This window comes from Caldovatus aquaticus (genome assembly GCF_019458025.1).
Taxonomy (GTDB): domain Bacteria; phylum Pseudomonadota; class Alphaproteobacteria; order Acetobacterales; family Acetobacteraceae; genus Caldovatus; species Caldovatus aquaticus.
The window spans coordinates 17,302-36,543 of record NZ_JAHZUY010000038.1; the positions used below are offsets into that span (position 1 = coordinate 17,302).

The following is a 19,242-nucleotide window of genomic DNA, read 5'->3' on the forward strand; positions in this document are numbered from 1 at the left end:
CGCGGCCGTTATCTGTGCGCGCCCCGAGCCGGCCGCCTCCTCCGCGCCTCGGCCCGGGGCAGACGCCTTCCGCCGTTCCGGACCCCGCCATGGCCCGCATCGTGATGAAATTCGGCGGCACCTCGGTCGCCGACCTCGACCGCATCCGCAACGTCGCCGCCCGCGTCAAGCGCGAGGTGGAGGCGGGGCACGAGGTCGCCGTCGTCGTCTCCGCCATGGCCGGCGTGACCAACCAGCTCGTGAAATGGTGCCAGGACCTCTCGCCGCTGCACGATGCGCGCGAATACGACGCCGTCGTCGCCACCGGCGAGCAGGTGACCGCGGGGCTGCTCGCCATCGCGCTGCAGGCGATCGGGGTCGAGGCGCGTTCCTGGCAGGGCTGGCAGATCCCGATCCACACCGACGGCGCGCACGGCAAGGCGCGGGTCGAGGCGATCGAGGGCGAGGTGCTGATCGAGCGCATGCGCCAGGGCCAGGTGCCCGTGATCACGGGCTTCCAGGGGCTCGGCCCGCGCAACCGCATCACCACCCTCGGCCGCGGCGGCTCCGACCTCTCGGCGGTGGCGATCGCGGCCGCGATCCGGGCCGACCGCTGCGACATCTACACCGACGTGGACGGCATCTACACAACCGATCCGCGAATTGTCCCCCGGGCGAAAAAACTGGAAAAAATTTCGTACGAGGAGATGCTGGAGCTGGCCTCGGTCGGGGCCAAGGTGCTCCAGACCCGCTCGGTGGAGCTCGCGATGAAGCAGCGGGTGCGCGTGCAGGTGCTCTCCTCCTTCGAGGACAAGCCCGGTTCCCTGGTGGTGGACGAGGACGAGATCGTGGAGAAGCCCATCGTTTCCGGCATCGCCTACTCGCGCGACGAGGCCAAGGTGACGCTGCGCCGGGTGCCGGACCGCCCCGGCATCGCCGCCGCCGTGTTCGGCGCGCTCGCCAAGGCGAACGTCAACGTGGACATGATCGTGCAGAACATCGGCGCCGACGGCACCACCGACCTCACCTTCACCGTCGGCCGCGCCGACCTCGCCCGCGCCCGCGACGTGCTGGAGAAGGCGCGCGCCGAGGTCGGCTTCGAGTCGCTGCTCGCCGACCCGGACGTCGCCAAGATCAGCGTCGTCGGCATCGGCATGCGCAGCCACGCGGGCGTCGCCAACACCATGTTCCGCGCGCTCGCCGAGAAGGGCATCAACATCCAGGTCATCTCGACCAGCGAGATCAAGGTGAGCGTGCTGGTCGCGGCGGAGTACACCGAGCTTGCGGTGCGCGCCCTGCACACCGCCTACGGGCTCGACGCGGCGCCCGCGGCGGCCTGAGCCGCCGGCCGCGCCCGCCGATGAACGCACCGGTGCCGCCCCACCGCCAGTTCCCGGCCCCGCCCGAGGCCTTCGCCGCGCTCGACGCGCTGATGGCGCGCGGCCGGGCCTTCCTCGGCGCGCGCTGGGCGCTGATGGGCGGCGCCATGAGCTGGGTCAGCGAGCGCAACCTGGTCGCCGCGCTCTCCAACGCCGGCGCCTTCGGCGTGATCGCCGGCGGCTCGATGGAGCCGGCGCGGCTCGAGGAGGAGATCGCCGCCACCCAGGCGCTGACCGACAAGCCGTTCGGCGTCAACCTCATCACCCTGCATCCGCGGCTGCCCGATCTGGTGCGGGTGTGCTGCGCCGCGGGCGTCTCGCACATCGTCTTCGCTGGCGGCATCCCGCCCGGCGGCGCGATCCGCCTCGCCAAGGACGGGGGGGCGCGGGTGATCTGCTTCGCGCCCGCGCTCGTGCTCGCCCGCCGCCTGATCCGCAGCGGCGCCGACGCGCTGGTGATCGAGGGCAGCGAGGCCGGCGGGCACATCGGTCCGGTCAGCCTCAACGTGCTGGCGCAGGAGATCCTGCCCGAGATCCACGAGGTGCCTGTGTTCGTCGCCGGCGGCATCGGGCGCGGCGAGGCGATCCTCGCCTACCTCGAGATGGGGGCGGCCGGCGCCCAGCTCGGCACGCGCTTCGTCTGCGCCACCGAGAGCATCGCCCATCCCCGCTTCAAGCAGGCCTTCATCCGCGCCGCGGCGCGCGACGCGCTGCCCTCGGTGCAGCTCGACCCCCGCTTCCCCGTGATCCCGGTGCGCGCGCTGCAGAACGAGGGCACGCGCCGCTTCGTCGCGCACCAGGCCGAGGTGCTGCGCCGCTACAACGCCGGCGAGCTGAGCAAGGAGCAGGCGCAGCTCGAGATCGAGCACTTCTGGGCCGGCGCGCTCAGGCGCGCGGTGATCGAGGGCGACGTCGAGCACGGCTCGCTGATGGCCGGGCAGTCGGTCGGCATGGTGACGCGCGAGCAGAGCACGGCGGCGATCATCGCCGAGCTGATCGGGCAGGCGGCGCACGCGATCGCCGTGCGGCGCGGCATGATCCCCGCCTGAAGTCCCGCCAGGCCGGCGGAGGCCGTGCCTCCGGCGGCGCTCCGGGCCGCGCGGTCCCGCGCGGCCGCGTGAACCCGGGGCCCTGCGCGGCCGTTGTCCTGCTTCACACGGCGGGGGCCCACGGAGGAACCGAAGGCGGGCGAGCCCTCAGGCACCGGAACGTGCCACGGGAGATCGGACTGCCTGGACGCCCGGTTGCGCCGGGCGCTGCACGAGGCGTTCGACCATGTCTGCGCGGAGCCGCTCCCGGAGGACCTGGTGCGGATCGTCCGCGAGGGCCGGCCGCCACGGCCCCCCGCCGCGGCGCCCCCTCCCGGCGAGTCCCGGGGATAGCGCGCCGCTGCCGCGCGGCGGACAAGGCCGGGCCGGGGTCCCGGGAATCGTCGCTGCCGCGGAACGAAAGGCTTGCCAGGAAGGACGGCGTCGGGTTCGATGCGGTTTGCCGCCCCGCCGGGTTGGGGCTAAATGCCCCGGCTTCGCAGCCCGGCCCGCCGTCATCCGCCCGCATGAAGCGCCCCCTCCGCCCCGACATCGCTGCCGCCGAGGCCGCCGCCCGGGCGGGCGAGGAGCTGCGCGCGGCGCGCCTCGCGCTCGGCCTCTCCCTCGAGGAGGTCGCGGAACGGCTGCGCATCCGCCGGCCCCATCTTCTCGCGCTCGAGGAGGGGCGATGGCACGACCTGCCGGGCGGCGCCTACGCCCTCGGCTTCCTGCGCAGCTACGCGCAGGGGCTCGGGCTGGACGGCGAGGCGATGGTGCGCCGGCTGCGCGACAGCGGCGCGGCCGCGGCCGCGCGGCGCACCGACCTCGTCTTCCCCGAACCGATGCCGGAGCGCGGCGTGCCGACCGGCCTCGTCGTGCTGGCCGGGGCGATCGTGGCGATCAGCGCCTACGCCGCCTGGTACACCTGGTCCGGTTCCGGCGAGCGGGTAGTGGATGCGGTGCCGCCGCTGCCAGGCCGCCTCGAGGAGGTGGCGCGGGAGGGGGGGCTTCCGGCCGCGACAGCCCGGGCGGTGCCGCCGCCGGCGCCCGAAGCTCCGGTGGCGGCCACCGCCGGGGGGGCGGCGCAGGGGGGCGTCCCGGCGGGGCCCGCCGCGGCGTCACCGCCTGCCCCGACCCAGGCGCTCGCCGCCACGGTGCCGCCGCCGGCGCCCGCATCCGCCCCGGCGGCCGACGCCGCCGCTCCGGCGGCGCCCCTCGTTGCGGCTGCGGCGCTTCCCGCCGGGGAGCGGCCCGCGGCGGAGCGCGGCATCGTGCTGCGCGCCAGGGGCGAGACCTGGGTCTCGGTGCGCGAGGCCCGCGGCGGGCCGCCGCTGCTCAACCGCATCCTGCGCCCGGGCGAGACCTTCGCCGTTCCGCCGCGGGAGGGGCTCGTGCTCTCGGTCGGCCGGCCCGATGCGCTCGAGGTGGTGGTGGATGGCGAGCCGGTGCCGGCCCTCGAGGGACCGCGCGGGCGGCGCATGAACATCCCGCTCGATGCCGGGCGGCTGAAGGCGGCGAACCGGGCCGCCCCTCCCTGAAGCCGGCCGCGCCGGGGCGCGCCGGGTGAGCGGGCGCGGCGCCGGGCCTTCCGGCGCCGCCGGGCGTTTTGGCATCCGGGCCGCCGCCGCCCTATGCTGCGTCCCGCACGGGAGTCGAGCCGCCGCCCATGAGCTACCGCCCCTACCAGCAGATCCTGCGCCGCAAGTCCCGCCAGATCCGGGTGGGCCGGGTGCGCGTCGGCGGCGACGCGCCGATCAGCGTGCAGACCATGACCAACACCCCGACCGAGGACGTGCAGGCGACGATCGCGCAGATCCGCCGCTGCGAGGAGGCGGGCGCCGACATCGTGCGCGTCTCGGTCCCGACGCCGGAGAGCACGGCGGCGCTCCGGCAGATCGTGCGCGCGGTGGAGGTGCCGATCGTCGCCGACATCCACTTCCACTACCGCCGCGCCATCGAGGCCGCCGAGGCCGGCGCCGCGTGCCTGCGCATCAACCCCGGCAACATCGGCTCGAAGGAGCGGGTGCGGGAGGTGGTGAAGGCGGCGCGCGACCACGGCTGCTCGATCCGCATCGGCGTCAACGCGGGCTCGCTGGAGCGGCACCTGCTCGAGAAGTACGGGGAGCCGAACCCGGAGGCGCTGGTCGAGAGCGCGCTCTGGCACGCGGCGCACCTGCAGGAGGAGGACTTCCACGAGTTCAAGATCAGCGTGAAGGCCTCCGACGTGTTCCTCGCCGTCGCCGCCTATCAGCAGCTCGCCGAGGCCTGCGACCATCCGCTGCACATCGGCATCACCGAGGCCGGCGGGCGGCGCACCGGGACGGTGAAGAGCGCGATCGGCCTCGGCTCCCTGCTCTGGGCCGGGATCGGCGACACGCTGCGGGTCTCGCTCTCCGCCGAGCCGGAGGAGGAGGTGCGTGTCGGCTGGGAGCTGCTGAAGTCGCTCGGCCTCCGGCACCGCGGGGTGCGGATCGTGAGCTGCCCGTCCTGCGCGCGGCAGGGCTTCGACGTGATCGGGACGGTGGCGGCGCTCGAGGAGCGGCTCGCGCACATCGAGCAGCCGATCACCCTCTCGATCATCGGCTGCGTGGTGAACGGGCCGGGCGAGGCGCTGATGACCGACCTCGGCGTCACCGGCGGCGGGGCGGGCACGCACATGGTCTATCGCGCCGGGCGGACCGACCACACGGTGAAGGGCGAGGCGATGGTCGAGCACATCGTCGCCCTGGTGGAGGCGAAGGCCGCCGAGATGGCGGCGGCGCAGGCGGCCGCAGCGGCCGCCGGGGCGCGGAAGCAGGCGGCGGAGTAGGCCGGGCGGGGTTGCCCGCGCAACCGGTTTCGCTACACCTGCGGTCGCATCGCGAAGGGCCCCGGCGGCCTACGTCCGGGCCTTGCCGGGAGGAAACCCGATGACCCAGCGCCTTGCCCGGCGCGGCTTGATGGCGGCCGCGCTGTCCGCGCTCCCCCTCGTTCCCGCGCGCGCTCAGTCCGAAGCCGGCTTTCCCGCCCGTCCCGTGCGGCTCGTGGTCGGCTTCCCGCCCGGCAGCGCGGCCGACGTCTCGGCGCGGATCGTCGCCGCCGTCATGGCCGGGCCGCTCGGCCAGGCCATGGTCGTGGAGAACCGCCCGGGCGCGGGCAGCACGGTGGCGGCGGGGCAGGTGGCGCGGGCTGCGCCCGATGGCTACACGGTATTCCTCGGCTCGGTGGCCAACGCGATCAACGCCAGCCTGCAGCGCGACATCGCCTTCGACTTCGCGCGCGACTTCACGCCGGTGGCGCCCCTAGTCGCGGCGCCGAACATCCTGGTCGTGCATCCCTCGGTTCCGGCGGCAAGCGTCGGAGAACTGATCGCCCTCCTGCGCCGGCGGCCGGAAGGCCTGTTCTACGGATCGTCCGGAGTCGGGACCGCACCGCATCTTTCGGGTGAGCTGTTCAACCTGCTGGCGGGCGTGCGCATGACGCACGTGCCCTATCCGGGCAGCGCCCAGGCGGTGACGGACCTCGTCGCCGGCCGGGTCGGCGTGATGTTCTCGCCGGCCTCGACCGTGCTCGGCCATATCCGCGAGGGGCGGCTGCGGCCGCTCGCTTCCGCCGGGCCGGCTCGGGCAGCCGCGGCGCCGGAGCTGCCGACGATGGAGGAGGCGGGCCTCCCCGGCTTCACCTCCACCGTGTGGTTCGGCCTCGTGGCGCCGGCCGGCACGCCGGCGCCGGTCGTTGCGCGGCTGGCCGCCGCCGCCCGCACCGCTCTGGCCGATCCGGAGACGGCGCGGCAGTTGGCCGCGCAGGGCTTCGACATCCTGCCGGGCGGGCCGGAGGAGCTGCGCGCCCTGATCGCGGCGGAGATCGCCAAATGGGCCCGCGTCATCGAAGCCGCGGGCGCCCGCGCCGGCTGACAGCAGAAGGAAGAGCCGCATGCCTGCTCTCGGCATCGCCGAATGCCGCCGCTTCATCCGCGCCGTGTCCGACAAGGCGAAGGAGATGGGGGTTCCCGTCTCGATCGCGGTGGTCGGGCCGGAAGGCCACCTGATCGCGCTCGAACGGATGGACGGGGCCGGGTGGATCACGCCCGAGACCGCCTGGGCGAAGGCCTTCACCATGGCGGCGTTCCGCTCCATGAGCCCGCGCTTCCAGGACGGTCTCGTCACCCAGCACTGGTTGCGCGAGCGCAACCCGCAGCTTGCCGTCAACGCTGCGGTCTTCACCGGGGGCAGGATATTCATCTCGGGCGGCGCGGCTCCGGTGTTCAAGGGCAACACCATGGTCGGCGCCTACGGCATCTCCGGCGGCACCTCCGACCAGGACGAGGTGATGGGCCGCCATGCGCGCGAGAAGATCGGCTGGCGCCACACCCCCGAGAAGGACGACACGCCGCAGGAGGTGAAGGACCACATCAACGCCATCTACGAGAGGATCGGCCTCGGCCAGCGCAGGTTGTGACCGGAGCGGGGCCGGCGCTTGCACCGGCCCGGCCCCGGCGCTACCGCCTCGCCCCATGGCCCAGCCCCCCCTGCAGCCCGTCCGCGGCACGCGCGACCTGATCGGCGAGGAGTTCCGCCGCCACCAGGCGGTGATCGAGACCGCGCGCCGCATCAGCGCCCTCTACGGCTTCGAGGAGTGGGCCACCCCGGTGTTCGAGGACACCCGCGTCTTCGCCCGCGGCCTCGGCGACACCTCCGACGTGGTGATGAAGGAGATGTACACCTTCACCGACCGCGGCGGGGATTCGATCACGCTGCGCCCGGAGATGACGGCCGGCGTCTGCCGCGCCCTGGTCTCGAGCGGCCTCGTCCACTCCGGCCTGCCGCGCAAGGTGTTCTACGCCGGCCCGATGTTCCGCTACGAGCGGCCGCAGAAGGGCCGCTACCGCCAGTTCCACCAGATCGGCGTCGAGGTGCTGGGCGCCGCCGAGCCGCTGGCGGACGCCGAGGTGATCGCCTGCGGCTGGCACATCCTCGAGGCGCTCGGCGTCGCCGAGGGCACGGTGCTGGAGCTCAACACCCTCGGCGACGCCGCGAGCCGCGCCGCCTACCGCGCGGCGCTCGTCGCCTATTTCGGCGCCCATCGCGACCGCCTCTCGCCCGACAGCCGGGCACGGCTCGAGCGCAACCCGCTGCGCATCCTCGACAGCAAGGACGAGGGCGACCGGCGGCTGATCGCCGACGCGCCGACCATCCACGACTACCTCACGCCCGAGGCCGCCGCCTTCCACGCCGCGGTGAAGCGCTACCTCGACCGCTTCGGCGTGCCCTGGCGCGAGAACCCGCGCATCGTGCGCGGCCTCGACTACTACAACCACACCGCCTTCGAGTTCGTCACCGACCGGCTCGGCGCGCAGGGCACGGTGATGGCGGGCGGCCGCTACGACGGGCTGGTGGAGGAGATGGGCGGGCCGCCCACGCCCTCGGTCGGCTGGGCGGCGGGGGTGGAGCGGCTCGCCCTGCTGCTGCCGCAGACGCCGCCGGCGCCGCGCCTCGTCGCCGTGGTGCCGGTGAGCGAGGCGCAGGAGGAGGCGGCCATCGAGCTGCTGCAGCGCCTGCGCCGCGCCGGCATCGCCGCCGAGATGGCCTATCGCGGCACCCTCAAGCGCCGCCTGGAGCGCGCCAACCGCACCCGCGCCCGCGCCGCCCTCATCCTCGGCGAGGACGAGATCGCCCGGGGCGTCGTGCAGCTCCGCGACCTCGACGCGGGGACGCAGGAAAGCGTGCCGCTCGCCGAGGTGATCGGCCGCCTCGCATGACCCTCCCCGCGCGGCTCGACCGTCTCCTCCTGCGCGCGGAGGAGCTGCGCCACCTCCTCGCCACCGCCGAGGGCGCGCAGGTCGGGGCGCTGTCCAAGGAGCTCGCCGAGCTCGAGCCGCTGGTCGCGAAGGTGGCCGAGCTGCGCGCCGCCGAGCGCGCGCGCGACGAGGCGGAGGCGCTGCTCGCCGACCCGGAGCTCAGGGAGCTGGCGGAGGCCGAGTACCGCGCGCAGAAGGAGCGCGTCGCGGCGCTGGAGCGCGAGATCCGCCTCCTGCTGCTGCCGAAGGACGCGGCCGACGAGCGCAGCGCGATCCTCGAGATCCGCCCCGCCGCCGGCGGCGAGGAGGCGGCGCTGTTCGCCGCCGAGCTGTTCCGCGCCTACCAGCGCTACGCCGAGTCCAAGGGCTGGCGCTTCGAGGTGCTGGAATACGACGAGAGCGACCTCGGCGGCGCGCGGAGCGCGGTGGCCGAGATCCAGGGCAGGGGAGTCTTCGCCCGCCTCAAGTACGAATCCGGCGTCCACCGCGTGCAGCGCGTGCCGGCGACCGAGGCGCAGGGGCGCATCCACACCTCCACCGTCACCGTCGCCGTGCTGCCCGAGCCGGAGGAGGTGGACGTGCAGATCAACGAGGCCGATCTCCGCGTGGACGTGTTCCGCGCCTCCGGCGCCGGCGGCCAGCACGTCAACAAGACCGAGAGCGCGGTGCGCATCACCCACCTGCCCACCGGCATCGTCGTCACGATGCAGGAGGAGAAGAGCCAGCACAAGAACCGCGCCAAGGCGATGAAGGTGCTGCGCGCCCGCCTCTACGAGGCCGAGCGCGCCCGCGCCCACGCCTCGCGCGCCGCCGACCGCAGGGCCCAGGTCGGCACCGGCGACCGCTCCGAGCGCATCCGCACCTACAACTTCCCGCAGGGGCGCGTCACCGACCATCGCATCGGGCTCACCCTGCACAAGCTCGACCGCGTCATGCTCGGCGAGTTCGACGAGATCATCGAGGCGCTGATCGCCGAGGACCAGGCGGCCCGCCTCGCCGCGGCGGCGGAGTGAGCGGCGCCCGCCGCGATCCGGGCGCGAGCGTCGGCGCCCTGCTCTGCGACGCCGCGCAGCGCCTGCGCGCCGGGGGGATCGAGAGCCCCCGCCTCGAGGCCCGCCTGCTGCTCGGCCACGCGCTGGGGCTCCCGGCCGAGGCGCTGCTGCGCGACCCGGCCCGCCCGGTCCCGCCCGCGGCCGCCGCGCGCTTCGCCGCGCTGCTGCACCGCCGGCTGGAGCGCGCACCGGTCGCCCATCTGCTCGGCGAGCGCGAGTTCTGGTCGCTGCCCCTCGCCGTCTCGCCGGCGACGCTGATCCCCCGGCCCGACTCGGAGACGCTGATCGAGGCGGCGCTCGCGGCCTTCCCGGACCGCGCCGCCGTGCGCGCGATCCTCGACCTCGGCACCGGCACCGGCTGCCTGCTGCTCGCCGCGCTGACGGAGTTTCCGCGCGCCAGCGGCCTCGGCGTGGACCGGGTGGCGGAGGCCGCCGCGCTCGCCGCGGCGAACGCCCGCCGGCTCGGGCTGGCCGGGCGGGCACGCTTCGTCGTCGGCGACTGGGCGGCCCCGCTCGCCGCACGCTTCGACCTGGTGCTCTGCAATCCGCCCTACGTCGAGACCGGCGCGATCCCGCACCTCGCCCCCGAGGTCGCGCGCCACGAGCCCGCCACCGCCCTCGACGGCGGCGCGGACGGGCTCGACGCCTACCGTGCCGTGCTCGCCGCCCTGCCGGCCCTGCTCGCGCCGGCCGGCCGCGCGGTACTGGAACTCGGCCAGGGCCAGCGCCCGGCCGTGGAGGCGCTGGCGCGGGCGGCGGGCCTCCGCCCGCTCGGCTGCCGCGCCGATCTCGGCGGCGTCGAGCGCGCCCTGGTGCTCGCGCCCGGCTGAGGCGGGACCTGCCCGCCCGTCACATGTTCGGCGCGCGCGGCGGCGGCGGCGGCGGCGGGAGCACCGCCCGCGTCGCCTGCCAGGGGCCGAGCAGCGTGGTGCCGCGGATCGTCTCCACGCTGCGCTTCAGCGGGATGCCGGAGTCGGTGTCGAGCCAGTAGCGAATCACCGCGTCCAGCTCGCCGCCGCTGCGCTGCGACCAGCGCCGTTCCAGCACCACCGCGTCGAAGCGCCCGGCCGGCACCGCGACGCTCTCGAAGCCGACCACCCGCCAGCGGGCGTCGAAGTCGTACCGGATGCCGCTTCCCGCCGAGCGCACGACGGAGCGGTACTGCGCGGCGTTGCCGGCCTGCGCGGGCCACAGCGGGGCCATGCCCTCTGCGTGGCCGCGGCCCTCGAGCGGCGAGTCCGGGATGACGGCGTGGACCAGCCGGACCTCCTCGCCCCCGTCGGCGCGGGCGAGGCAGACCGCGGGGTTGTCCGGCGCGGCGCCGGTGAAGGCCAGGGTCCGCCCGTCGTCGTAGGTCACCACGCTGCCGGGCCGGGGGCAGGCGAAGGCCCAGCGGCGCGGCGGGCCGGCGCAGCCGACGCCGGCGGCGGCGAGGAGCAGCAGGACACGCGGCGCGGCGGCGCCGGCACGGCGGGGCGGGGAGGGCGGGCGGCGGCGCGGCAAGGCGGCGGTCCTCCGGGCGGACGGGGTGGCGGCGGAATGATGCCCCGGAACGGCCGTGCGGGACACCGCGCGCCGCCGTCCGCGCCCCCGGGGGCGGGCCCCGGCCGAAAAAAGCGTTTGGCGGTCCGGCCCCCCGGCGCTAGGTTGCCGCCGCGGCCCAGGTGGGCCCGGCGGTCCGGAGACGGCCGGCGCCACCACCTCGGCCCGTCGGGCCGGAAGCTTCGGCTCCGCCCCCGGGGCGCCGCGGCGTTGCAATGAAGACCGGTCGCCGTGCGGGCGTCTGCCTCGGGCCGCGTGGGCCCGTGCGCAGCTTCGGCGCGGCACGGTCGCGAGACCGACCACGAACGCGACAGCAGCGATGAACATGAAACGCATGCGGGGCCGGGGCGGCCACCGCCACGGCGGCGGAGGCGGACAGTTCCGCCCGGGCGGCGCCGGAGGCGGCGGTCACCCGCCGCTGAGCCGCAGCCACGTCTTCGATTCCAACGGGCCCGACGTCCGGCTGCGCGGCACCGCCCAGCAGCTCTTCGAGAAGTATCTGCAGCTCGGCCGCGACGCGACCAGCGCCGGCGACCGGGTGATGGCCGAGAGCTACTTCCAGCACGCGGAGCACTATTTCCGCATCCTCAACGCCATCAACCAGGCGCAGCAGCAGCAGCACCAGCTGCGGCAGCAGCAGCGGCAGCACCAGCAGAACGGGACCGAGGCGCCCGCCGCCGCCGGCGACGGCACCGGAGAGCAGCCGGAGGTCAACGGCCACGCCGTGGTCGCGCCGGAAGCCGAGGGCGACGCGCCCGGATCCGGCGAGACGCGCGACACCGCCGCCTGATCCGGCGCCGCGCGGCGGCGGCGCGGACGGGCGAGGGAAGCCCGGCGCGGGCGGCGGGCGCGTCCCCGCCGGCCGTGCGCACCCCGGCGCTGCGCCCTGCCCGGGCGCCGGCCGGGCCGCGTCCGCCGCGGCCCGGCGGCGTCTTCAGGTGATCACCGCCACCTCGATGCGCCCGCGCCGCCGCAGCACGTTCAGCGCCACGTCGTTGTCGCCGGCGTGGCGGTTCAGGCGGACATCCACCGCCGCCGCGCCCAGGCGCAGATTGTAGAGGCGCACCACCTCGAGCCAGGGCGGCAGCACCGGCCGAACGAAGCGGAGCTGCCGGTGCGCGGGATCGAAGCCGATCCCGAGCATCGCCCCGAGCACCGCGAAGGCCGCGGCGCTGGCCCAGGCCTGCGGCAGGCAGGCCACGGGGTATCCGGTCGGCCCCTCGCCGGCGCGGCGCTCGAAGCCGCAGTACAGCTCCGGCAGCCGCTTGAGGTCGGCGAACAGCGCCGCGTCGAACAGCGCGCCGAGCAGGCGCACCAGCGGCTCGCGCAGCCCGTAGCGCGCTAGGCCGAGCGCGATCAGCCCGTTGTCGTGCGGCCAGACCGAGCCGTTGTGGTAGGACATCGGGTTGTAGCGCGCCTCGCCCCGCGCGATCGTCCGCACGCCCCAGCCGCTGAAGGAGTCGCGGTCGAGCAGCGTGGCGGCGACGCGCGCCGCGCGCTCCGGCGCGGCGATGCCGACCAGCAGAGCGTGGCCGGCGTTGGAGCTGCGCACCCGGCAGGGCCGCTTGGCGCCGTCCAGGGCCAGCGCGTAGGTGCCGAGATCCTCGCACCAGAACGCCTCCTCGAAGCGCCGGCGCAGCGTCGCGGCCCGTTCGGCGAAGCTCCGCGCCTGGGCCTTGCGGCCGAGCGCCGCGGCCAGCCGGGCGGCGCCGCTCCAGGCGGCGTAGGCGTAGGCCTGCACCTCGACCAGCGCGATCGGCCCCTCCGGGGTGCTGCCGTCGGCGTGGAAGATCGCGTCGTGGCTGTCCTTCCAGCCCTGGTTGACCAGGCCCTTGGACGACAGCCGGTGGTATTCGAGGAAGCCGTCGCCGTCGCGGTCGCCGTGGCGCTCCATCCAGCCGAGCGCCGCCTCGATGTTCGGCCAGAGCGCGCGGATCAGCGCCAGGTCGCCGGTCCGGTCCCAGTAGGCGGCGGCGAGCATGACGAAGAGCGGCGTGGAGTCCACCGAGCCATAGTAGAGGCCGAACGGCACCTCGCCGAGCGCCGCCATCTCCCCGCCGCGCATCTCGTGCAGGATCTTGCCCGGCTCGGCGTCGCGCTCGGGGTCGAATCCGGTGGCCTGCCGGGCGGCGAGGAAGCGCAGAACCCCGCGCGCGAGGCCGGGGTCGAGCCACAGGCACTGCAGGGCGGTGATCAGCGAATCGCGGCCGAACGGGCTGCTGAACCAGGGGATGCCGGCGTAGGGGAAGGGCCCCTCCGGCGTGTCGGTGGTCAGCATGTCGAGGTCGGCGCGCGAGCGGTTCACCCAGTCGTTGAAGGACTCGTTGCTGGTGTGGAAGTGCGCCGTCTCCCGCTGGCGGCGTTCGGACCAGGCGCGGTGGCCGGAGATCAGCGCCTCGAGCGTCGGGGCCTCCGGTGGCGGCGGCGCCGCCTCGGCGCCGGCGCTGCAGCGGATGACGATCTCGATCACCTGCTGGCCGCCCGGCGGCAGGCGCAGGGTCCAGCGCGCCTCGCTGCCGAGGCGGTGGGCGTCGGGCCGCGGCACGAAGTCGAGCCGGGTGCGCCGGGTCACGCCGTCGAGGCCGCGATAGCCGAGCACCGCGCCGCCCTCCTCCGTCGCCTCCGGCGGCAGCGACTCGCCCCGCCGCGGGCGCCGCCCGCCGCGCACCTCGAAGATGTCGGCGAAATCGGCCGCGTAGCCCAGGGCGAGCTCGCAGGCGACCTCGACGGAGCCGAAGTTGCGCAGGGTGAGGCGCTCGCGCAGCACGCCCTCGCCGAGCGCCATCACCCGCCGCAGGTAGAGCGTGTCGCGCGGCAGCTGGGTGGTGCCGCACGGCACCATGTCGGGGTTGGTGAGGTTGACCGAGAGCAGCGCGTTGTCCTCGCTCACCGAGGAGGAGAGCAGCAGCGGCCGCTCGTTGCCGATGCGCAGCGCCAGGCGGGAGAGGTAGCGCGTGTCGGCGTGGAACAGGCCCTCGGCGGTCGGGTGCAGCGCCTGCATGTCGCCGAAGTGGTCCAGCACGGCGAAGCTGTCCTGGCACTTGAGGGTGCGCGGACGATAGAGGGCGAGCGCGGTCGCCGCCGTGACGGCGACGCTGAAGCTCGGCGCCCCGCCCGCTTCGGGGCGGACGGGGGCGGTCTCCGGGGCAGCGGCGTCGGTGTCGAGCGCTTCCATGAAGGCGTCGCGCCCTCAGGCCAGCCGCAGCCGCGGCGCTGCCCGCGCCCCGGCCGCGGCGCGTTCCGCCGCCGCGGCGTCGTTGGCGCGCAGGAGCCGGCGGTAGATGGCGAGATAGTCCTCCGCCATCCGCCGCGCGGTGAAGCGCGTCTCGAATTCGCGGCGCACCCTCGCCCGGTCCAGGGCGCCGATCCCGTGGAGCGCGGCCGCCGCGCCGGCCTCGTCGCGGACGACGAAGCCCGTCACGCCGTCCTCGACCACCTCGGGCACCGAGCCGCGCGCATAGGCGACGACCGGGGTGCCGCAGGCCATCGCCTCGATCATCACGAGGCCGAAGGGCTCCGGCCAGTCGATGGGCATCAGCAAGGCCACGGCGCCGCCGAGGAAATCGGACTTCTCCGCGTCGCCGATCTCGCCGATGAACTCGACGCCGGGGCCGTCGAGCATCGGCTTCACCACCGCCTCGAAATACGCCTGGTCCACCCGGTCCACCTTGGCGGCGATGCGGAGCGGAAGGCCGGCCGTGCGGGCGATGCGGATGGCGGCGTCCGGCCCCTTCTCGGGCGAGATGCGGCCGAGGAAGGCGAGGTAGCCCTGGTGGCGCGGCGAGAAGCGCAGCAGGTCCGCCGGGATGCCGTGGTGCACGGTGGCCGCCCAGGTCATGGCGACGTCGCGCAGCGGCAGCCGCTGCGCGTCCGAGATCGAGACGAAGGGCGCCTCGGGGAAGGCCGCGAACACGCGGCCGAGCTCGGGCAGGTCGAGCCGGCCGTGCAGCGTCGTGACGAAGGAGATGTTCCGCCCCAGCATCGCCGGCAGGTGCAGGTGGTCGAGGTGGAAGTGGACGACGTCGAATTCCGCGGCGCGGTCGAGGAGCCGCCGCAGCATCACCACGTGCGGCGCGACCTCGTCGCGCACCTTGAGACCGAGCCGGAGGGCCTGCGGCACCACGGCCTCGAGCCGCGCGCGGGTGCGGCTGTCGCCGCTCGCGAACAGGGTGACCTCGTGCCCGAGCGCGACCAGCTCCTCGGTGAGGTAGGAGACGACGCGCTCGGTCCCGCCGTAGAGCCGCGGCGGCACGGCTTCGGCGAGCGGGGCGACTTGTGCGATGCGCATGGCGCGGAACCTCCTCGTCTCGTCCTGGTTGCGATGGCGATCCCGGCGTCCGTCGCCGGGAATGATGCGGAGCCGGCGCGCCGGGGGCGGAGCCCCGGACGCCGGAGGCGGCGAGGATGTGTTCGAGGCGGCCGCTCCCGGCAAGGGCCGCGAGGCCGGGCGCCGCGCCATTCCTCCTCCCTCATTGTCCCGAGGTCAGAACCTCCAGCGCATCGCCCACCGAGACCCGCCCGCCCTCCAGCACCTCCGCATAGACGCCGAGGTCGGCGTGGCCGAAATGCCTGCGCAGCCAGCGCGGCGGGTCGGCGTCGCGCTCCGCCGTCTCGGGGTTCACCCGGGTGGCGGCGCAGCGCGCGATGCGCCGGAGCACGCGCAGCCGCGCCTGGCCGAGCTGGATCTCCTGCCCGATCCAGCCGAACTCGGCCCAGGGCACGCCGCCCGAGAAATAGAAGTTGGCGCGGAAGCGCAGCGGATCGAGGGCGGCGTCGGCGGCCGCCTCCAGCGCGTGCAGGCTGGCGAGGCCGACGATCGAGACGCACTTCGCCCGCGCGTCGGTGAAGGCGTGCCCCGGCGCCTCGACGAAGCGCGGCCGCCCGCGCGCCTCCGGGCCGAGCCAGGCGGCGAGCCAGGCGGCGATCGCGGCCCGCCCTTGCGGAGTGCGCGTGTCGCCGGGCAGGGGCGGGCCCTCCGGCGGGCGCAGGACGAGCTGGCCGGAGCGCGGGTCGAAGGCCGTATGCAGCAGGGCGAGCCGGGCGTTGGCCATGAGGCAGGCGAAATGGCGCTTCGGCAGCCAGGCGGGCGCGTCCGGATCGAAGGGCGCATCCCCCTGGACCAGGGCGAAGCGGCGGTCGTCGGGCAGCGTCTCGCCGGCGGCGAGGGCGACCTCCTCCAGCGCCTCGGCGGTCAGTCCCTTGACCGGATAGCGGTAGATTCGTTCCACGCGCATCGTCCGACCCCTTGACCCAGCGCAAGGCCCTTTACCACATGGCAGCCAATCTGACGCCCATCGCCGCCTGATCAGGGGTGGCGGACGTCGCCCTGCTCGCCTCCCGGAGGGACGCATGGACATCGAGAAGTTCACCGACCGCGCCCGCGGCTTCCTGCAGGCCGCGCAGACCATCGCGATCCGCGAGTACCACCAGCGCATCACGCCCGAGCACCTGCTCAAGGCGCTGCTCGACGACGAACAGGGCGCGGCCGCCGGGCTGATCCGCGCCGCCGGCGGCGACCCCGCGGAGGCGAAGCGGGCGGTGGAGGCCGAGCTCGCACGCCTGCCCAAGGTCTCGGGCGGCGGCGCCGGCCAGCCCCAGTTCACGCCGGACATCGTGCGCGTGCTGGACGCGGCGCAGCAGGCGGCGCAGCGCGCCGGCGACGAGTACGTGGCGCAGGACCGGCTGCTGGTGGCGCTCGCCGCCTCCGACACTCCGGCCGCGCGCGCGCTGCGCCAGGCCGGCGCCAGCGCGGCGGCGCTCGAGAAGGCGGTGGCCGCGCTGCGCAAGGGGCGCACCGTCACCAGCCCGAGCGCCGAGGAGCAGTTCGACGCGCTGAAGAAGTACGCGCGCGACATCACCCAGCTCGCGCGCGAGGGCAAGCTCGACCCGGTGATCGGCCGCGACGAGGAGATCCGCCGCGTCATCCAGGTGCTCGCCCGCCGCACCAAGAACAACCCGGTGCTGATCGGCGAGCCCGGCGTCGGCAAGACCGCGATCGTCGAGGGCCTGGCGCTCCGCATCGTCAAGGGCGACGTGCCGGAGGCGCTGAAGGGCAAGCGGCTGCTCGCCCTCGACCTCGGCGCCATGGTCGCCGGCGCCAAGTACCGCGGCGAGTTCGAGGAGCGCCTGAAGGGCGTGCTGAAGGAGATCGAGGAGGCCGCGGGCGAGATCATCCTCTTCATCGACGAGCTGCACACGCTGGTCGGGGCCGGCAAGGCCGAGGGGGCGATGGACGCCTCCAACCTGCTCAAGCCGGCGCTGGCGCGCGGCGAGCTGCACTGCATCGGCGCCACCACCCTCGACGAGTACCGCAAGCACATCGAGAAGGACGCGGCGCTGGCGCGGCGCTTCCAGCCGGTGTTCGTGGGCGAGCCGAGCGTGGAGGACACCATCTCCATCCTGCGCGGCCTGAAGGACAAGTACGAGACGCACCACGGCGTGCGCATCACCGATTCCGCGCTGGTCGCCGCGGCGACGCTCTCGCACCGCTACATCACCGACCGCTTCCTGCCCGACAAGGCGATCGACCTGGTGGACGAGGCGGCGAGCCGGCTGCGCATGCAGGTGGATTCCAAGCCCGACGAGCTCGACGCGGTGGACCGCGAGCTGATGCGGCTCAAGATCGAGCGCGAGGCGCTGAAGAAGGAGGAGGATCCGGCCTCGAAGGAGCGCCTGGCGAAGCTCGAGAAGGAGATCGCCGAGCTCGAGGAGCGCTCGCGCGAGCTCACCCAGCGCTGGGAGGCCGAGAAGGCGAAGGTCGTCGAGGCGCAGAAGACCAAGGAGGAGCTGGACAAGGCCCGCACCGAGGTCGAGCTCGCGCAGCGGCGCGGCGACCTGACGCGCGCCTCGGAGCTGCTCTACGGCGTCATCCCGCAGCTCGAGAAGAAGCTCGCCGAGCTGGAGCGCGAGCAGGGGCGGCTGGTCAACAAGGCGGTGACCGAGGAGGACATCGCCGCCGTGGTCAGCCGCTGGACCGGCATCCCGGTCGAGAAGATGCTGGAGGGCGAGCGCGCCAAGCTGCTGCGCATGGAGGACGAGCTGCGCAAGCGCGTGGTCGGCCAGGAGGAGGCGCTGCAGGCGGTGGCCAAGGCGGTGCGGCGCGCCCGCGCCGGGCTGCAGGATCCGAACCGGCCGATCGGCTCCTTCCTGTTCCTCGGCCCCACCGGCGTCGGCAAGACCGAGCTGGTCAAGGCACTGGCGGAGTTCCTGTTCGACGACGAGCGGGCGATGACCCGCATCGACATGTCGGAGTACATGGAGAAGCACTCCGTCGCGCGCCTGATCGGCGCCCCGCCCGGCTATGTCGGCTACGAGGAGGGGGGCGCGCTGACCGAGGCGGTGCGCCGGCGGCCCTACCAGGTGATCCTGTTCGACGAGATCGAGAAGGCGCACGACGACGTCTTCAACATCCTCCTGCAGGTGCTCGACGACGGGCGGCTGACCGACGGGCAGGGGCGCACGGTGGACTTCCGCAACACCATCATCGTGCTGACCTCGAACCTCGGCAGCCAGGCGATCGCCGAGCTGCCGGAGAACGCCGACATCGAGGCGGCGCGGCCCGCGGTGATGCGCGCGGTGCGCGAGCGGTTCCGCCCGGAGTTCCTGAACCGGCTGGACGAGATCGTGCTGTTCCGCCGCCTCAGCCGCCAGGACATGAGCGCGATCGTCGAGATCCAGCTCAACCGGCTGCGCAAGCTGCTCGAGGCGCGCCACATCCGCCTCGAGGTGGACGAGAAGGCGCGCGAATGGCTGGCCGAGGCGGGCTACGACCCGGTCTACGGCGCGCGGCCGCTGAAGCGGGTGATCCAGCGCAGCCTGCAGGACCGCCTCGCCCAGCTCCTGCTCGAGGGCAAGGTGAAGGACGGCGACCTGGTGCGCGTCACCGCCAGCCCGGACGGGCTGGAGGTGCGCCCCGCCGGCGCCGCGTCGCTCGCCGAGGCGGCCTGAGCACCGCGCGCCACCGCGCCCCGGCCCCGGGAGGGGGCGGGCCGGCGCGCCGCCGCGGGGCGGGGCGCCGGTTTCCTTCTCCGGGAGGGGCGCGGCGCGGCAGCGGCGAGGGGGGCGGGCCGGCACACGGCGCCGCGCCCTCGGACCGGTCGGATGCCGACGCCCCTTTGCGCCCGGGGACGGGCGCCCGGTTTTGTGCCGCGAGCGGAAAGGTTCCCGCCGGGCTTGACCGCCCGCAGGGGCAGGACTACATGCCTGCCCGTCGCCGCCGGAACCGGTGGGTGCCGGCGGGTGGGCTTGACGGTGGGCGCAGCGCCCGCTAGGTAGGCTCTCCCGCGGCGCCCCGGTGGGCGGCGGCTCCAGGATCGGCGGAGTGGCGCGGCCTCCTCTGCGAAGAGGAGAGGCGCGATTTCCGTCCCTTTCTGGTGGTGATCTCTGACAGGTGTATCGGTCTTCTGGGTGCTGGGGGTGCGGCCTGGGCTGGGGTCGTGTGGGCGCGGAGGCGTCTGTGCGGGTCTGGTCTGGGGGGTGTGCCCCTG

General features: G+C 74.8%; 15 protein-coding genes. 11 read left to right on the forward strand and 4 right to left on the reverse strand.

Annotated features, from left to right (window positions below; genetic code table 11):
- The first annotated feature begins 89 nt into the window (after positions 1-89).
- The 9 genes from K1J50_RS12975 (at position 90) to prmC (ending at position 10,044) form a co-directional block, all read left to right on the forward strand.
- Positions 90-1,319 (forward strand): aspartate kinase, encoded by a 1,230-nt coding sequence (locus tag K1J50_RS12975; RefSeq protein ID WP_220118134.1) that lies wholly within the window; start codon positions 90-92, stop codon positions 1,317-1,319.
- A gap of 20 nt (positions 1,320-1,339) precedes the next feature.
- A complete protein-coding gene (locus K1J50_RS12980; RefSeq protein ID WP_220118135.1) occupies positions 1,340-2,407 on the forward strand; it encodes an NAD(P)H-dependent flavin oxidoreductase in 1,068 nt (355 codons plus the stop codon).
- Between the two features lie 506 nt (positions 2,408-2,913).
- A complete protein-coding gene (locus K1J50_RS12985; protein WP_220118136.1) occupies positions 2,914-3,924 on the forward strand; it encodes a helix-turn-helix domain-containing protein in 1,011 nt (336 codons plus the stop codon).
- A gap of 128 nt (positions 3,925-4,052) precedes the next feature.
- Entirely contained in the window at positions 4,053-5,195 is a 1,143-nt protein-coding gene (gene ispG, locus K1J50_RS12990; RefSeq protein ID WP_220118137.1) for a flavodoxin-dependent (E)-4-hydroxy-3-methylbut-2-enyl-diphosphate synthase, read from the forward strand.
- Between the two features lie 100 nt (positions 5,196-5,295).
- Positions 5,296-6,279, forward strand: a complete 984-nt coding sequence (locus K1J50_RS12995) for a tripartite tricarboxylate transporter substrate binding protein (protein WP_220118138.1) — start codon at positions 5,296-5,298, stop codon at positions 6,277-6,279.
- A 19-nt stretch (positions 6,280-6,298) separates the two neighbouring features.
- Positions 6,299-6,823, forward strand: a complete 525-nt coding sequence (locus K1J50_RS13000; RefSeq protein WP_220118139.1) for a GlcG/HbpS family heme-binding protein — start codon at positions 6,299-6,301, stop codon at positions 6,821-6,823.
- A 55-nt stretch (positions 6,824-6,878) separates the two neighbouring features.
- Positions 6,879-8,123: a histidine--tRNA ligase gene (gene hisS / locus K1J50_RS13005; RefSeq protein WP_220118140.1), complete on the forward strand. Its 1,245-nt coding sequence runs from the start codon at positions 6,879-6,881 to the stop codon at positions 8,121-8,123.
- Positions 8,120-9,175 (forward strand): peptide chain release factor 1, encoded by a 1,056-nt coding sequence (prfA, locus tag K1J50_RS13010; RefSeq protein WP_220118141.1) that lies wholly within the window; start codon positions 8,120-8,122, stop codon positions 9,173-9,175. Before hisS ends, prfA begins: the two co-directional genes overlap by 4 nt.
- Positions 9,172-10,044: a peptide chain release factor N(5)-glutamine methyltransferase gene (prmC, locus tag K1J50_RS13015; protein WP_220118142.1), complete on the forward strand. Its 873-nt coding sequence runs from the start codon at positions 9,172-9,174 to the stop codon at positions 10,042-10,044. Before prfA ends, prmC begins: the two co-directional genes overlap by 4 nt.
- Before the next feature lie 19 nt (positions 10,045-10,063).
- Here prmC and K1J50_RS13020 read toward each other — a convergent pair whose 3' ends face one another.
- A complete protein-coding gene (locus K1J50_RS13020; protein WP_220118143.1) occupies positions 10,064-10,717 on the reverse strand; it encodes a hypothetical protein in 654 nt (217 codons plus the stop codon).
- Positions 10,718-11,075: 358 nt separating this feature from the next.
- Between K1J50_RS13020 and K1J50_RS13025 the strand changes: the two genes are divergently transcribed.
- Positions 11,076-11,546: a DUF4167 domain-containing protein gene (locus K1J50_RS13025; RefSeq protein WP_255575256.1), complete on the forward strand. Its 471-nt coding sequence runs from the start codon at positions 11,076-11,078 to the stop codon at positions 11,544-11,546.
- Positions 11,547-11,690: 144 nt separating this feature from the next.
- Here the strand turns inward: K1J50_RS13025 and K1J50_RS13030 are convergent, their stop codons facing one another.
- The 3 genes from K1J50_RS13030 to K1J50_RS13040 form a co-directional block, all read right to left on the reverse strand.
- On the reverse strand, positions 11,691-13,931 hold the full coding sequence (locus K1J50_RS13030; RefSeq protein ID WP_220118144.1) for an amylo-alpha-1,6-glucosidase: 2,241 nt from the start codon (positions 13,929-13,931) through the stop codon (positions 11,691-11,693).
- Positions 13,932-13,946: 15 nt separating this feature from the next.
- Positions 13,947-15,044 carry a glycosyltransferase family 4 protein gene (locus K1J50_RS13035; protein WP_220118145.1) on the reverse strand — a complete coding sequence of 366 codons (1,098 nt, stop codon included), beginning with the start codon at positions 15,042-15,044 and terminating at the stop codon, positions 13,947-13,949.
- 181 nt (positions 15,045-15,225) lie between these two features.
- Positions 15,226-15,990: an MOSC domain-containing protein gene (locus K1J50_RS13040; RefSeq protein ID WP_220118146.1), complete on the reverse strand. Its 765-nt coding sequence runs from the start codon at positions 15,988-15,990 to the stop codon at positions 15,226-15,228.
- Between the two features lie 115 nt (positions 15,991-16,105).
- Between K1J50_RS13040 and clpB the strand changes: the two genes are divergently transcribed.
- Entirely contained in the window at positions 16,106-18,703 is a 2,598-nt protein-coding gene (gene clpB, locus K1J50_RS13045) for an ATP-dependent chaperone ClpB (RefSeq protein ID WP_220118147.1), read from the forward strand.
- Positions 18,704-19,242 lie beyond the last annotated feature (539 nt).

Excerpts from the sequence above, each read along its gene's own strand:
- K1J50_RS12975 (WP_220118134.1), top strand. The coding sequence starts at position 90 with ATGGCCCGCATCGTGATGAAATTCGGCGGCACCTCGGTCGCCGACCTC.
- prfA (WP_220118141.1), top strand. The coding sequence starts at position 8,120 with ATGACCCTCCCCGCGCGGCTCGACCGTCTCCTCCTGCGCGCGGAGGAG.
- K1J50_RS12995 (WP_220118138.1), top strand. The coding sequence starts at position 5,296 with ATGACCCAGCGCCTTGCCCGGCGCGGCTTGATGGCGGCCGCGCTGTCC.
- K1J50_RS12980 (WP_220118135.1), top strand. The coding sequence starts at position 1,340 with ATGAACGCACCGGTGCCGCCCCACCGCCAGTTCCCGGCCCCGCCCGAG.
- K1J50_RS13035 (WP_220118145.1), bottom strand. The coding sequence starts at position 15,044 with ATGCGCATCGCACAAGTCGCCCCGCTCGCCGAAGCCGTGCCGCCGCGG.
- K1J50_RS13030 (WP_220118144.1), bottom strand. The coding sequence starts at position 13,931 with ATGGAAGCGCTCGACACCGACGCCGCTGCCCCGGAGACCGCCCCCGTC.
- K1J50_RS12985 (WP_220118136.1), top strand. The coding sequence starts at position 2,914 with ATGAAGCGCCCCCTCCGCCCCGACATCGCTGCCGCCGAGGCCGCCGCC.
- K1J50_RS13040 (WP_220118146.1), bottom strand. The coding sequence starts at position 15,990 with ATGCGCGTGGAACGAATCTACCGCTATCCGGTCAAGGGACTGACCGCC.
- K1J50_RS13025 (WP_255575256.1), top strand. The coding sequence starts at position 11,076 with ATGAACATGAAACGCATGCGGGGCCGGGGCGGCCACCGCCACGGCGGC.
- K1J50_RS13000 (WP_220118139.1), top strand. The coding sequence starts at position 6,299 with ATGCCTGCTCTCGGCATCGCCGAATGCCGCCGCTTCATCCGCGCCGTG.
- hisS (WP_220118140.1), top strand. The coding sequence starts at position 6,879 with ATGGCCCAGCCCCCCCTGCAGCCCGTCCGCGGCACGCGCGACCTGATC.
- ispG (WP_220118137.1), top strand. The coding sequence starts at position 4,053 with ATGAGCTACCGCCCCTACCAGCAGATCCTGCGCCGCAAGTCCCGCCAG.
- clpB (WP_220118147.1), top strand. The coding sequence starts at position 16,106 with ATGGACATCGAGAAGTTCACCGACCGCGCCCGCGGCTTCCTGCAGGCC.